Below are 14,278 nucleotides of genomic sequence, written 5' to 3'. Positions count from 1 at the left end.
TGCGCAGACGCAGGGGCTACTCGCAGCACCACCCGAAGCACCAGCACCAGCACCACCCGAAGCACCTGAATCACGCACAGCACCACACCGGTGAACCCCACCGGTGGATGACGCACCAAGATGAGGAGCAGCTATGCGATCACGCAGCACAACTATGAGGCTCTCTGCGGCTCTCGCCGCCACGGCTCTGATGCTCACCGCCTGCGGCGGCGACACCGAGGGCGAAGACACCGAGGGCGAGGCCGGCGAAGAAGGCGGCAGCTACTCGATCGGCATCACCCAGATCGTCTCCCACCCGTCACTCGACGAGGCCCGCGACGGGTTCAAGGCGGCCTTCGAGGACGCCGGGGTCGAGGTGGAGTGGGACGAGCAGAACGCCCAGGGCGAGCAGGCCACGGCCAGCAACATCGCGGGCACCTTCGCGACCTCGGACCTGGATCTGGTCCATGCCATCGCCACCCCCACCGCGCAGGCCGCGGCCCAGGCAGTCACCGACAAGCCGATCGTGTTCTCGGCGGTCACCGACCCTGAGGAAGCCGGTCTGGTGGACTCCTGGGAGGAGCCCGGCGGCAACATCACCGGAGCCTCGGACCTGAACCCGGTGATGGAGCAGTTCGAGCTGCTCCAGGAGATCGCTCCTGACGCCGAGACCGTGGGCATCGTCTACTCCTCCGGTGAGACCAACTCTGCCGTGCAGGTGGAGCTCGCCCAGGAGGCCGCAGACGAGCTGGGCCTGGAGATCCAGGAGGCGACCATCTCAAACTCCTCCGAGGTCCAGCAGGGCGTGGAGTCCCTCGACGTCGACGCGATCTGGGTCCCGACCGACAACGCCGTCGTCTCGGCCCTGGAGTCCGTGCTGCAGTATGGCCAGCAGAACTCCATCCCGGTGATCGCCTCCGAGGGTGACTCGGTCATCCGCGGCTCGGTGGCCACCTACGGCATCAACTACGGCGACCTTGGCCGTCAGGCCGGGGAGATGGCGCTGCGGGTCCTTCAGGACGGCGAGGACCCGGCGTCCATGCCGGTGGAGACCCAGGAGACCCTGGAGCTGATCGTCAACCCCGAGGCGGCTGAAGCCATGGGCGTCGAGCTGGACCAGGAGCTGCTCGACCGGGCTGACACCGTCGTCGGCGAGGACGTCGAAGCCGAGGATCCCGCTTCGGCCGACGATGCTGAAGAAGAGGAGGAGTGACCCGCACCGGGTGACTCGACTCGATCCCTGACGGCCGCCCCAGGCGGCCATCACGGCCGCCCCAGGCGGCCATCACGGCCGCCCCAGGCGGCTATCACCGCCAGATGACCACCAGGCCGGGCGCCGGGACAGCCGCAGCAGGCTGCACCGGCGCCCGCCGCCTGAGTGGACGTGGACCCGCCGACGACCGATGATCCGGTCGCGACGACAAATGAGGACACATGATCACAGCATTCGAGCTCGGGCTGATCTACGCGATCATGGCCCTGGGCGTGTACCTGACCTTCAGGATTCTTAACTTCCCCGACCTGACCGTGGACGGGTCCTTCACCTCCGGGGCGGCGACGGCGGCCATCCTGATCACCAACGAGGTGGACCCCTTCCTTGCCACCGCTGCGGCCTTCGTGGTCGGCAGCCTCGCCGGGATGATCACCGGCCTGCTCCACACCAAGGGCAACATCAACGGGCTGCTGGCCGGAATCCTGACCATGATCGGGCTCTACTCGATCAACCTGCGGATCATGGACGGGGCGAACGTGCCCCTGCTGGGCCAGGACACCGTGATCTCCATGATGCGTGGCTTCACCGGCGTGGGCTGGACCTCTGTGGCCGTGCTGGCCGCCGTCGCGCTTATCTTCAAGCTGATCATGGACTGGTACCTGCAGACCGACAACGGGCTGGCGCTGCGCGCCACCGGCGACAACGAACAGATGATCAGCTCCTTCGCGGTAAGCACCGATCGGCAGAAGATCATCGGGCTGATGCTCTCCAACGGACTGGTCGGCGTCGCCGGCGCCGTCGTCGCCCAGCACCAGGGCTTCGCCGACATCGGCATGGGCATCGGCCTGATCCTGGTGGGACTTGCCTCGGTGATCGTGGGCCAGGCCATCTTCGGCAGCCGCAGCGTCATCCAGGCCACCCTCGCGGTGATCCTGGGAGCGGTGGTCTACCGCCTGGCGATCCAGCTGGCGCTCAACGTCGGGCTCAACCCGAACGACATGAAGCTGATGTCTGCCGTGCTGGTGGTGGCGGCGCTGCTGCTGCCACAGTGGAAGGGCTTCTCGAAGCTCAGTCTGCGCCGCAAGAGCAGCTCTCCACTGGCCGAAGCGGCTGCACCGCTGACCACCTCGGATGCCCACCTGTCCAAGACCTCCGCCGAGAAGGGAGCCTGACATGTTGAACATCGACTCAGTCTCCAAGACGTTCTTCCCGCACACCGTCAACGAGCGCCGCGCACTGGTGAATGTGAACCTGGAGCTGAAGGAGGGGGACTTCGTCACCGTCATCGGCTCCAACGGCGCGGGCAAATCCACGCTGCTCAACACCGTGGCCGGCCGGATCCACCAGGACACCGGTGTGGTCTCCCTCGACGGCACCGACGTCAGCAGGCTCAAGGAGCACCAGCGGGCGGCCAAGGTCGGCCGGGTCTTCCAGGACCCGATGGCCGGCACCGCGCCGAACCTCAGCATCGAGGAGAACCTCTCCCTGGCCGACCGCCGCGGCCGTCCGCGCGGGCTTTCCCGCGGAGTCACCAAGGCCAAGCGCGATCGTTTCGCCGAGGCGCTGAAACAGCTGGAGCTGGGCCTGGAGGGACGGCTGAAGACCAAGGTCGGGCTGCTCTCGGGGGGTCAGCGCCAGGCGCTGAGCCTGCTCATGGCCACCTACTCGGACCCTCGGGTGCTGCTGCTCGATGAGCACACCGCGGCCCTTGATCCGCAGCGAGCCGAGCTGGTGACCCGGCTGACCCGCAGCGTGGTCGAGGACAAGGGGCTGACCACGCTGATGGTCACGCACAACATGGTCCAGGCGCTCGAGGTCGGCAACCGGCTGATCATGATGCACGAGGGCCGGATCATCCTCGACGTCGGCGCCGAGCAGAAGGTGCAGATGACCCCGCAGGACCTGCTCGCTGAGTTCGGCAAGCTCAAGGGTGCCGTGGTGGACGACAAGACGCTGCTGCAGTAATCCCGCCGCAGTCCGCCCTGGCCCGAGCCGCCGGCTATTCGGGCAGGGTGAGCTGCGGATGACCTCCACGAAGTCCCCGCGCTCGAAGTCGGGCAGGAAGTGCGCAAGCACATCGGCCTTCACATTGCCGAAGGTGGTCTCCGGTCGGTCCTTGAGGCCTTCGGTGAACGCTGCGAGGATCTGGTTCTTGAAGTCCGGCCGCGGGTGAGCCGCGAGGACGGCGGCCCGCTGCGCATCGGTGATCGCGTCATAGCCCAGGCCCAGCACGTCGAGCTCGACCCCGCGGGTCACCAGCGCGACCTCCGGATCCATATGCAGCGGGATCTCCGGGGTGGTGTGCAGCGCGATGCCGTTCCACACCTTCGCCGCCTCCGCCGCGGGGATCCCGTGACCCAGCAGGAACCGGCGGGCCTCATCGGCTGCGTCGATCTCGAAGCGCTGGTCGGTGCGCCGGTAGGTCTCGGTGAGCCCGAGATCGTGGAATATCGCGCCGACGTAGAGCAGCTCCCGGTCCGCGGTGAGGCCCAGCGCCGCGCCGCGCAGCGAGCCGAAGAGGAAGACCCTTCGGGAGTGATGGAAGATCAGCGGGGTGGCCACCTCGCGGAGAAGCTCAGTCGCCTCGCGCGCCAGCGGTGAGTCGGGAATGGTGATGCCTGCAATGATTTCACTCATGAGCCCAGTGTGGACCAGGCCGCGGTCCGACCGGGGGGCCTCGCTGTGATTGACCCCACAGTGCACACGTGGAAGAGTACAGGTGAACGATCGGTCAGTTATTCCTGTGAAAGGCGCACGACGTGGCGATCAGCCCTGTATATCTCGTCTCCGGCACCCGCACTCCCGTCGGCCGCTACGGCGGCGCCCTGTCCTCGGTCCGCCCCGATGACCTCGCCGCCCTGGTGGTGCGCCAGGTGGTCGAGGAATCCGGCATCGACCCGGCCCAGGTCGACGAGGTGATCCTCGGCAACGCCAACGGCGCAGGGGAGGAGAATCGCAACGTCGCCCGAATGGCCTGGCTTCTGGCCGGCTTCCCGGACACCGTCCCGGGCATCACCGTGAACCGGCTGTGCGCCTCCGGGATGAGCGCGATCTCCCAGGCCCAGCACATGATCGCCGCCGGCGCCGCGGACATCGTGGTCGCCGGGGGAGTCGAGTCCATGTCTCGCGCCCCCTGGGTGATGGCCAAGCCCACCACCGGCTTCGGCAAGCCCGGCGAGGTGGTCGACACCTCCATCGGCTGGCGGTTCACCAACCCGAAGTTCCAAGCCATCGAGAAGCGCACCTTCTCCATGCCCGAGACCGCCGAGGAGGTGGCCCGGGTCGAAGGCGTCACCCGAGAAGACGCCGACGCCTTCGCCGTCGAGTCCCAGCGCCGCGCGCTCGCCGCCATCGACGCCGGTCGCCTGGCCCGGGAGATCACCCCGGTCCAGGTCCACGGCCGCAAGGGTGCGATCACCGTGGTGGACACCGACGAAGGTCCGCGCCGCGGAGTCACCGCCGAGTCCCTGGCGGGGCTGCGTCCCGTCGTCGCCGGAGGATCGGTGGTCACCGCGGGCAATGCCTCCTCGCTCAACGACGGCGCCTCCGCGGTGATCGTCGCCTCCGAGGCGGCCGTGGAGAAGTACGGGCTCACCCCGCGGGCCCGCATCGCCGGAGGCGCCAGCGCCGGTCTGGCCCCGGAGATCATGGGCATGGGCCCGGTGCCCGCCACCCAGAAGGCGCTGGCACGCGCCGGCTGGAGCGTCGATGACCTCGGCGCCGTGGAGCTCAACGAGGCCTTCGCCACCCAGTCGCTGGCCAGCATGCGCCGACTCGGCCTGGACCCAGGCATCGTCAACGCCGACGGCGGAGCGATCGCCCTGGGCCACCCGCTGGGCTCCTCCGGCTGCCGGATCGTGCTGACCCTGGCCCGCCGCATGCAGGACGAAGGCGTGGCCCGCGGACTGGCCACCATGTGCGTGGGCGTCGGGCAAGGCTCCGCGCTGCTGCTGGAAAGGGTCTGAGCCCATGAGCGCCCCCGATCCAGTCCTGCTCGACGCCGGGAACTTCACCACGCTGAAGATCACCGAGACCTCCGACCGGCTGCACGCCCAGCTGAACCGGCCCGAGGTGCGCAACGCCATCGACGCCACCATGATCACCGAGCTGCATGCGGTCTGTGCCCACCTGGAGCACCATCCGAAGCTGCTGATCCTCTCCGGCACCGAATCCGGCGGCAGGGGCATCTTCGCCTCCGGCGCCGACATCGGCCAGCTCCGAGACCGAGGACGCGCGGACGCGCTGCGCGGCGTGAACTCCTCCGCCTTCGAACGCCTGGCCAAGCTGCCCATGCCGGTGATCGCCGCCCTCGACGGCTACGCCCTCGGCGGCGGGGCAGAACTGGCCTGGGCCGCTGACTTCCGCCTGGGCACCCCCGAGGTGAAGATCGGCCAGCCCGAGACCGGGCTGGGCATCATCCCGGCCGCCGGGGCGCTCTGGCGGCTGCGTGAACTTGCCGGGGAGGGCATCGCCAAGGAGATCCTGCTCGCCGGGCGGATCCTCGATGCCCAGGAGTCCCTGAACCATGGCCTGCTCAACGCGATCCACCCGGCGGAGGGGCTGCTCGATGCGGCCCACGCGCTCGCGGATCGGATCGCCAAGCAGGACCCGCTGGCGGTCCGGATCAGCAAGCAGGTCTTCTCCATGCCGCGCGAGGCCCACCCGCAGATCGACAACCTCGCCCAGGCGATCCTGTTCGAGTCCGAGGCCAAGTTCGAACGGATGCAGGCCTTCCTGGACCGCCGCGAGGCCAAAGCCGCACAGAGACCAGATCAGCCCTCAGGAGAGAACCGATGAGCACCCCCAGCGCAGCCGCCCAGTCCCTCCCCGCCACCGTCGGCGTGCTCGGCGGCGGCCGGATGGGCGCCGGGATCGCCCACGCCTTCCTGGTGGCCGGAGTCGAAGAGGTCGTCGTCGTAGATGTCTCCCAGGAGGCTGCGCAGACCGCCGCAGCCCGGATCACCAAGGACCTTGAGGCCTCGCTGAGCCGCGGAAAGATCGACGGCGAGCTGAGCCGCTGGACCGACCGGCTCACCGCCACCGCCGAGGTCACCGCGTTCGCGCGCTGCGGGCTGGTGATCGAAGCCGTGCCTGAGGACCTGGACCTGAAGGTCGAGTCGCTGCGCCGTGCCGAGGCCCAGCTCGCACCCGAGGCCTGGCTGGCCACGAACACCTCCTCGCTGTCCATCAGCACGCTCGCCGGGCACCTTCAGCGGCCCGAGCGGTTCTGTGGACTGCACTTCTTCAACCCGGTGCCCGCCTCGAAGCTGGTGGAGGTGGTGCTCGCCGAGCGCACCGGCGAAGAGCTCGCCGCGCTGGCCCCGCGCTGGGTCGAGTCCCTGAGCAAGACGCCGGTGGTGGTCAAGGATGCTCCCGGCTTCGCCTCCTCACGGCTGGGCGTGGCGATCGGGCTCGAGGCCATCCGGATGGTCGAAGAAGGCGTGGCGGACCCTGCCGACATCGACAACGCGATGGTGCTCGGCTACAAGTTCCCGATCGGGCCGCTTGCGCTGACCGACATCGTCGGCCTGGACGTGCGTCTGGGGATCGCGGAATACCTGGAATCCCAGCTGGGGGAGCGCTTCGCCCCGCCGCAGCTGATGCGCGATATGGTGGCCCGCGGCGAGCTGGGGAAGAAGTCCGGCAAGGGCTTCTACGACTACCCCGAGGCCTGAACGGGTCCTGGGGCGGATGCGCCTCAGTCCGAGGAGCCCTGGACCAGCAGGTGTGCTGAGGCCTCATCCAGGATGAGATCGGTGGGCAGACCGGCGGCCAGAGCGCCGCGCAGCCCGCTGATCTTGGTCTCACCCGAGACGACACAGATCCGGCGCGGAACCTGGCGCAGCAGGTCCAGGTTCGGCCCGGTGCTGCGTTGGTTGATCTGCAGGTCGCGGTGGCTGCCGTCGGCGCGGAAGAACATGGTCGCCACGTCCCCGACCACGCTCTTCTCGTGGAGCATCCGCAGATCCGCCTCGTCGAGGTACCCGCCGGAGTAGACGTGGCTGGGGATCCCAGAGTTGGTCGACCCGACGCCGAAGATGGCCATGGTCATGCGTCGCTGGAGCTCCAGGATGCGCAGCACGCTGCGCTCGGCCCACATGGCGGTCTTGGTCTCGGCATGGTCGAAGAAGGCGGGCACCGGAAACTGCTCGACGCGGGCGCCGTAGGCGTAGCCGAACCGACGCAGGATCTCACTGGCGTAGGCGATTCCGGTGGTCTGGGTGTTGCCGGCGCCGTTGAGCTGCACGATGGTGCTGTCATGGGTGCTCTTCCGGGTCAGGTGCTGACTGACCGCGCTGAGCGTGGAGCCCCAGGCGACCCCGATGATCGCGTTGGAGTCGACCAATGGGCCGATGGTGCGCGCCGCCTGGATCGCCACCCGGTCCAGGGCCTCGGAATCGTCTAAGGTGCCGGAGACCGGCACCACGTGGGCCTCCACGCCGAAGCGCCGACGTATCTCGTTCTCCAGAGAGGGTGCCCGGTGTGCCGGATTGTTGACCTGGATCTCGACGAGTCCGGTGTCCCGAGCCAGCGAGAGCAGCCGCGAGACCGTGGAGCGGGAAGTCTGCAGCTCCCTGGCGATCGCGTTCATCGTCAGGTCCTGGAGGTAGTACATCTGTGCCGCGCGCAGGGCATCGCCGCTGCGAGAGCGCGCGGACTCACGGGTGGATGAATGTGCACTGGAACTGGATCTTCCGTCCTTCGGCGAAGCGTTCATGGCCATTCCCCCCGGGTGAGTGTGCACGTCTGTGCATCAGCATTGACTATCTGCCCGAAAGTTTCAAGAGTGGACCCATACGCACGGAGGAACCCGATGCGCACAGCGATGCCCCGAGGAGAATGTGATGTCCGACACAGTAATGACCAACGGTGAGATCCGGACCCCCGCCGAGCGAGCCGAGGTGAGGCAGCTGCGCGAGACGCCACGAGCCTCGGTGCTGATCATCGGCGGCGGCATCAATGGGGTGGGAACGTTCCGCGACCTCGCTCTGCAGGGTGTCGATGTGGCTCTCGTGGAGCGCGGCGACTACTGCCAGGGAGCGTCAGGGGCCTCCTCACACATGATCCACGGCGGCATCCGCTACCTGGAGAACGGCGAGTTCCGACTGGTCCGGGAGTCAGTGGTGGAACGCAACGGGCTGCTGAAGACCGCCCCGCACTACGTGAAGCCGCTGCAGACCACCATTCCGATCTTCACCACCTTCTCCGGGATCCTCGCCGCCCCGCTCCGGTTCATCACGCACCGCCAGCACGGCCAGCCGCGCGAACGCGGCGCGTTCCTGATCAAGGCAGGCCTGACCATGTACGACTGGTTCTCCCGCGACGGCGGCGCGGTTCCGCGGCACCGGTTCGCCGGGCGCCGCACGTCCCTCGCGCAGCTGCCGGACCTGCGCCCCGACGTGCGCTACACGGCCACCTATTTCGACGCCTCGGTGCACAACCCGGAGCGGATGACCTTGGATGTGCTGCGCGACGGGCTCAACGCCAACCCCGAGGTCCGCGCCACGAACTACGTCAGCGCCGTCGGCCGCAGCGGCTCGACCGTGACGCTGCGCGACGAGCTCACCGGTGAGGAGTTCCCGTTCACCGCAGACGTGATCGTCAACGCCACCGGAGCCTGGGTCGACGGGACCAATGAGTCCCTGGGCGAGCCCTCCGCATTCATGGGCGGCACCAAGGGCTCCCACATCGTCCTGGATCACCCGGAGCTGCTGGCGGCCTGCGCCGGCCGTGAGATGTTCTTCGAGAACACCGATGGTCGGATCGTGCTGATCTATCCCATCGAGGATCGGGTCCTTGTGGGGACCACCGACATCGACGTGGACGTCAACGAGCCCGCAGTGTGCACCCCCGAAGAGGTCGACTACTTCATCGATCTGATCGGGCAGGTGTTCCCCAAGATCGAGGTGGAACACGGACACGTGGTCTACAGCTTCTCCGGTGTCAGGCCGCTGCCGCGCCACGATGCGACCCAGCCGGGCTTCGTCTCGCGGGACTACCGCATCGAGAAGCGCGCCGAAGGCTCCGGGGCACAGGCCGTGACCACGCTCAGCCTGGTCGGCGGAAAGTGGACCACCTTCCGGGCACTCTCTGAGCACATGACCGACGAGGTCCTGGAAGTCCTGGGCAAGCGCCGCACGGTCAGCACCACCGGGCTGGCCATCGGCGGCGGAGCAGACTTCCCCAAGACCGCGTCCGCTGAGAAGGCATGGGTCATGGCTCATGCCGGAGACGGCCTCTCCGCAGAACGTGTGGAAGGACTGCTGGTCCGCTACGGCACCCGCGCCGCCGATGTCATCGAGCATCTTCATGCAGGCACTGACCAGGTCCTCGACTCCACCTCGGAGCTGAGTCAGCGAGAACTGGCCTACATGGTGAAGCACGAGCAGATCGGTCACCTGATCGATGTCCTGATCCGTCGCACCTCGCTGGCCTTCCGCGGGAAGGTCACCTCGGAGCTGCTCCGTGAGCTGGGGCAGATGCTCGCCCCGCTGCTGGGCTGGGACGAGGCGACCGTGAGCGCGGAGGTCGAGCATGCCGAGCGAGTGCTGCGTGAGTGGCACAAGGTCGAGCTCAAGGATCTGGTGGCCTAGCCCACCAGGGCTGCGCGGCACCGGGCGTGCCGCGCAGCCGAGTAGAACTCCCGGCACTCGCTGCTGGGGTAGGAGGAGCCGAAGCACCCGGCTGAGGTCCCCAAAGAAATGAAAAACGAAAGGAGCCAAAGATGTCTCTGGAAGCATTCGTCGCCGAGACCTTCGGCACCATGCTGCTGTTGCTGCTCGGCGGTGGCGTCGTCGCCAACGTCGCACTGAGAGGGACCAAGGGCAACAACGGCGGATTCCTGATGGTCAACTTCGGCTGGGGGCTCGGCGTCTTCGCCGGCGTCTACGTCGCTGCGCTCTCCGGGGCGCACCTGAACCCCGCGGTCACCGTGGGTCTGCTGGTCAATGCAGACACTGCAACCCTGGGCCCCGACATCGATAAGACGCTGGTCAATGTGCTGCTCTACTTCGCGGCGCAGATGCTGGGCGCCATGATCGGTGCCGTGCTGTGCTATCTCGCCTATAAGCAGCATTTCGACGCCGAGCCCGATGCCGCGACCAAGCTCGGGGTCTTCTCCACCGGACCGGCGATCCGATCCGCCCCATGGAACCTTCTCACCGAGATCATCGGCACCTTCGTCCTGGTCTTCGTCATCATCGCCTTCGCCGGAACCCCCTCGGGGCTCGGACCGCTGGCGGTCGCGCTGCTGGTCGTCGGCATCGGCGCCTCCCTCGGTGGGCCCACCGGCTACGCCATCAACCCTGCACGTGACCTCGGGCCCAGGATCGTCCACGCACTGCTGCCGATCAAGGGCAAGGGCGGAAGCGACTGGTCCTACGCCTGGGTCCCGGTGGTCGGGCCTCTGATCGGCGGTGCACTGGGTGGCCTGCTGGCCATGCTGATCACGCTCCCCGCCGTCACCGGATAAGGCAGAAGCATCGCGGGCAGCATGGCTGCTGACCGCTGAAGAAATGCACCCGACAGAACACTCAAAGAGGAGAACAGCATGTCGAAATACATCATCGCGATCGACCAGGGAACCACGTCCACCCGCGCCATCGTCTTCGATCACAGCGGAAACATCGTGTCCTCGGGCCAGAAGGAGCACGAACAGATCTTCCCTAAGCCCGGATGGGTCGAGCACGACCCGATGGAGATCTGGACCAACACCAGGGAGGTCATCGGCAATGCTCTCTCGAAGTCCAACCTGACCCGTCACGACATCGCCGCAGTCGGCATCACCAACCAGCGCGAGACCACGGTGGTCTGGGACAAGAACACCGGAGAGCCGGTCTACAACGCGATCGTCTGGCAGGACACTCGCACTCAGCCGATCGTCGATGAGCTGGCCGCCGACGGGGGAGTGGAGCGCTTCAAGAAGAAGGTCGGTCTGCCGCTGGCCACCTATTTCTCGGGCACCAAGGTCAAGTGGATCCTGGACAACGTGGAGGGCGCACGCGCCAAGGCTGAGGCCGGAGACCTGCTCTTCGGCAACACCGACTCCTGGGTGACCTGGCATCTGACCGGCGGCACCGAGGGCGGCGTCCACATCACCGATGTCACCAACGCCTCACGCACCATGTTCATGGACCTCGAGACCCTGTCCTGGGACGACGAGATCCTCGCGGCCTTCGACGTGCCGCGCTCGATGCTCCCCGAGATCAAGTCCTCCTCGGAGGTCTATGGCAAGGTGCACACCGCGCAGCTGCTGCGCGAGACGCCAGTGGCCGGCATCCTCGGAGACCAGCAGGCCGCGACCTTCGGGCAGGCGGCGTTCGAGAAGGGCGGAGCGAAGAACACCTACGGCACCGGCAACTTCCTGATCGTCAACACCGGTGAGGAGATCGTCCGGTCACAGAACGGGCTTTTGACCACCGTCTGCTACAAGCTGGGAGACGCCAAGCCCGTCTACGCGCTGGAAGGCTCCATCGCGGTGACCGGATCGCTGATCCAGTGGCTGCGCGACAACCTCGGCTTCATCAAGTCCGCCCCTGAGGTAGAGACCCTTGCCAAGTCGGTGGAGGACAACGGTGGGGTGTACGTGGTGCCAGCCTTCTCCGGGCTGTTCGCTCCCTACTGGCGGGGCGAGGCCCGCGGCGTCATCGTGGGGCTCACCCGCTTCGTGAACAAGGGCCATATCGCTCGCGCCGCGCTGGAGGCCACGGCCTTCCAGACCCGCGAGGTGCTCGATGCCGCCAACGCCGACGCGGGAGTCGACATGGAGGATCTGCGGGTCGACGGCGGCATGGTCGCCAACGACGCGCTGATGCAGTTCCAGGCCGACATCCTGGGCATCCCCGTGGTCAGGCCGAAGGTCACCGAGACCACCGCACTGGGTGCCGCCTACGCGGCGGGTCTGGCCGTGGGCTTCTGGCGCGACACCGACGAGCTGGCCACGAACTGGTCCGAGGACAAGCGCTGGCTGCCTCAGATGGACACAGCTGAGCGTGACCGCCAGCTGCGCCTCTGGAAGAAGGCCGTGACCCGGACCTTCGACTGGGTGGACGAGGACGTCAAGTAGGCCTCAGGCCAAGGCGCAGCCGCACTCCACGGCCGCCGCAGACGGGCCCGTGCTGATCCTTAGGGATCGGCGCGGGCCCGTCTGCGGTTGGGGCCGGGGCAGCGCGGTGGGATCTCAGAGGCGCTGCGGTGATCGACCGGGATGCGGCGCCGCCACCAGCCCGTGGCGTCCCCGCCTGCCGCGGTACTGCGCCGGCTCCGGGGGTCGCCAGGCATCGAGGACCTCTGGCGCGAGGGAGAAGACCTGCACACCCAGCGGGTGGCAGTGCTCGAGCTGCTCCTCGGTGCTCGCGGCCTCGGGCCCCCACATGTGCACCGAGAGGTCCCCGCCGGGGCAGGTGGAGAGTGCGCACAGCAGATCGGTCTCGGCGAAGAACTCGAAGTAGTCTCCCGGCTGCGTGGGGCAGGTGTCCATGAAGTATTCACGGTTCTCATTCAGGCCCGCGAACTGGAACACGTTGAGCACGTCGTGGACATCGGACTCGGTGAGTCCGTGCCCCATGATCGCGCGAGTGAGGTTTGAATGACAGTGGTAGTCGAAGTCCGCCCCGGCCAGCATCCGATTCACGTAGGGATCACAGCGGGTCCCCAGCAGGTCGTGGATGACCTCGGCGTCGGATGATCAGCCAGCGAGTCCCCGACCACGGTGGCCATCGGGCGCAGATGGGGCAGGGTGGACCAGAAACGGTCGTAGGTGGTCATCGAGGCACGCTGCAGCTGCCGGGTGCGGGCGGCCCAGAATCGTTCCCGGGGATTGTGCAGGTTCCACAGGTTCAGGTCACCGACCTGAGGGCCTTGCACTGCGTTGATCCGCACGATCGAGCCGGCCTTGACCTCCCAGGCGTGGCCGGAGCGGACCGGGATCTCGAACTCCTGGGTCAGGGTGCGCTCCGCGGCGGCCACCGCGTCGTAGAAGCTGCGATCCGAGTCCAGCGGACCGCCGGGCGCCGACTGATACGCCGCGGGCTGATTGTAGGTGCGTGAGGTGCGGACGGAGTGGCCTGGGGCGCCGAGGGCTCCGGTGGGGATCTCTGCGCTCATGCTGTCTCCTTCTCGGGGGAACCAGCCCAGTCTAGAGAAGCGGCCGGGACCGATATGTTGCTCTCGGTCCCGGCCTGTCCTGCTCATCCCTCAATGGTGCAGCCTGTTGGAGCTCTCCAGCTTCTCAAGCTCTGACGCTCTGGAGCTCTGTCGCCTCGCCCTGCGGACCTGTCCCCTCAGAGGTCCGCCAATGCGGAGGACGGGTCCTGAAGACAGGTGGCCACGAAGTTCAGGAACCCGCCGGCGGTGCCGCCGTCGCACACCCGATGATCAAAGGCGATGGTCAGGGTGGCGACCTTGCGCACGGCAAGCTCCCCGTTCACCGCCCAGGCGCGGTCCAGGATCCGCCCGATGCCGAGGATTCCGACCTCGGGGTGGTTGATGATCGGGGTGGCCCCGTCGGAGCCGAAGACCCCATAGTTGTTCACCGTGAAGGTGCCCCCGGTGAGCTCCTTGCCTGAGATCTTGCCCTCGCGGGCCTCGGCGACCAGCCGAGAGATCTCCGCGTGCAGCGCCCGGGCAGAGAGCCGTTCGGCGTGCCGGATCACCGGAACGACCAGACCGGCCGGAGTCTGGGCGGCGAAGCCGAGGTTCACGCCGTCGTAGTGCACGATCTCCTGGGTGCCGGCCGCCGTGTCTTCGAGCCTGGTGGCCAGATCGGGGTAGCGCGAGAGCCCGGCCAGCACGAACCGGCTGAGCAGCGCCAGCAGCGACGGCGCGGCGCTGCCGTCCTTGGCCGCCTGCTCCTTGAGCCGGGAGCGCAGCGCGAGGACCTCGGTCATGTCCACGTCCTGCCAGACCGTGGCCTCCGGGATCTCCCGGCGCGAACGGGTCAGCGTCGTGGCCACCGCCTTGCGCATCCCTGACATGGGGACGCGCTCGCGGACCTCGAGGCCGCCTGGCGCCGGCGCCGCTGCACCGGTCGTGGTTGGGGTGGGCTGTGCGGAGCCCGAGGCGGCAACAGGTGCCGCAGCAGGTGCC

General features: G+C 67.7%; 13 protein-coding genes and 1 pseudogene. 9 read left to right on the top strand and 5 right to left on the bottom strand.

Going from position 1 to position 14,278, the window contains the following annotated elements:
• Positions 1-133 precede the first annotated feature (133 nt).
• The 3 genes from BG28_RS03955 (at position 134) to BG28_RS03945 (ending at position 3,157) form a co-directional block, all read left to right on the top strand.
• Entirely contained in the window at positions 134-1,192 is a 1,059-nt protein-coding gene (locus tag BG28_RS03955) for an ABC transporter substrate-binding protein (protein ID WP_036474444.1), read from the top strand.
• A 221-nt stretch (positions 1,193-1,413) separates the two neighbouring features.
• Positions 1,414-2,364, top strand: coding sequence for an ABC transporter permease (locus BG28_RS03950; RefSeq protein ID WP_036474443.1), 951 nt, complete (start codon positions 1,414-1,416; stop codon positions 2,362-2,364).
• 1 nt (position 2,365) lies between these two features.
• Positions 2,366-3,157 carry an ABC transporter ATP-binding protein gene (locus BG28_RS03945; protein ID WP_036474442.1) on the top strand — a complete coding sequence of 264 codons (792 nt, stop codon included), beginning with the start codon at positions 2,366-2,368 and terminating at the stop codon, positions 3,155-3,157.
• 366 nt (positions 3,158-3,523) lie between these two features.
• Here the strand turns inward: BG28_RS03945 and BG28_RS16090 are convergent.
• Positions 3,524-3,829: pseudogene (locus BG28_RS16090) on the bottom strand (HD domain-containing protein); the annotation flags it as partial.
• Positions 3,830-3,957: 128 nt separating this feature from the next.
• On the opposite strand from BG28_RS16090, the gene BG28_RS03935 reads away from it, so the two are divergent.
• From BG28_RS03935 to BG28_RS03925, 3 genes are read left to right on the top strand one after another with little or no spacing between them, the layout of a single operon-like run.
• Entirely contained in the window at positions 3,958-5,157 is a 1,200-nt protein-coding gene (locus BG28_RS03935; protein ID WP_200869296.1) for an acetyl-CoA C-acyltransferase, read from the top strand.
• Positions 5,158-5,161: 4 nt separating this feature from the next.
• Positions 5,162-5,989, top strand: a complete 828-nt coding sequence (locus BG28_RS03930) for an enoyl-CoA hydratase/isomerase family protein (RefSeq protein WP_036474437.1) — start codon at positions 5,162-5,164, stop codon at positions 5,987-5,989.
• Positions 5,986-6,867 carry a 3-hydroxyacyl-CoA dehydrogenase family protein gene (locus BG28_RS03925; protein ID WP_036474435.1) on the top strand — a complete coding sequence of 294 codons (882 nt, stop codon included), beginning with the start codon at positions 5,986-5,988 and terminating at the stop codon, positions 6,865-6,867. The genes BG28_RS03930 and BG28_RS03925 overlap by 4 nt, the downstream gene beginning before the upstream one ends.
• A gap of 23 nt (positions 6,868-6,890) precedes the next feature.
• Here BG28_RS03925 and BG28_RS03920 read toward each other — a convergent pair whose 3' ends face one another.
• On the bottom strand, positions 6,891-7,808 hold the full coding sequence (locus BG28_RS03920) for a sugar-binding transcriptional regulator (RefSeq protein WP_051501020.1): 918 nt from the start codon (positions 7,806-7,808) through the stop codon (positions 6,891-6,893).
• Between the two features lie 229 nt (positions 7,809-8,037).
• Between BG28_RS03920 and BG28_RS03915 the strand changes: the two genes are divergently transcribed.
• The 3 genes from BG28_RS03915 (at position 8,038) to glpK (ending at position 12,257) form a co-directional block, all read left to right on the top strand.
• Entirely contained in the window at positions 8,038-9,786 is a 1,749-nt protein-coding gene (locus BG28_RS03915) for a glycerol-3-phosphate dehydrogenase/oxidase (protein ID WP_133725514.1), read from the top strand.
• A gap of 131 nt (positions 9,787-9,917) precedes the next feature.
• Positions 9,918-10,664, top strand: a complete 747-nt coding sequence (locus BG28_RS03910; RefSeq protein ID WP_036474431.1) for an MIP/aquaporin family protein — start codon at positions 9,918-9,920, stop codon at positions 10,662-10,664.
• Between the two features lie 78 nt (positions 10,665-10,742).
• The gene (gene glpK / locus BG28_RS03905) at positions 10,743-12,257 is read left to right on the top strand and encodes a glycerol kinase GlpK (RefSeq protein ID WP_036474429.1); all 1,515 of its coding nucleotides are present in this window, start codon (positions 10,743-10,745) and stop codon (positions 12,255-12,257) included.
• A gap of 114 nt (positions 12,258-12,371) precedes the next feature.
• Here the strand turns inward: glpK and BG28_RS16470 are convergent, their stop codons facing one another.
• The 3 genes from BG28_RS16470 to BG28_RS03895 all read right to left on the bottom strand — a co-directional run.
• Positions 12,372-12,815, bottom strand: a complete 444-nt coding sequence (locus BG28_RS16470) for a DUF1989 domain-containing protein (protein WP_255342469.1) — start codon at positions 12,813-12,815, stop codon at positions 12,372-12,374.
• A gap of 5 nt (positions 12,816-12,820) precedes the next feature.
• Positions 12,821-13,297, bottom strand: a complete 477-nt coding sequence (locus BG28_RS16465; RefSeq protein ID WP_255342466.1) for an urea carboxylase-associated family protein — start codon at positions 13,295-13,297, stop codon at positions 12,821-12,823.
• Positions 13,298-13,473: 176 nt separating this feature from the next.
• Positions 13,474-14,278, bottom strand: an 805-nt coding sequence (locus tag BG28_RS03895; protein ID WP_036474617.1) for a dihydrolipoamide acetyltransferase family protein, incomplete at its 5' end; no start/stop codon positions are given.

It is taken from the genome of Nesterenkonia sp. AN1 (assembly GCF_000582475.1).
GTDB lineage: Bacteria > Actinomycetota > Actinomycetes > Actinomycetales > Micrococcaceae > Nesterenkonia > Nesterenkonia aurantiaca.
Note: the sequence above shows the minus strand (reverse complement) of the source record. Positions and strands in the feature narration are given on the sequence as shown.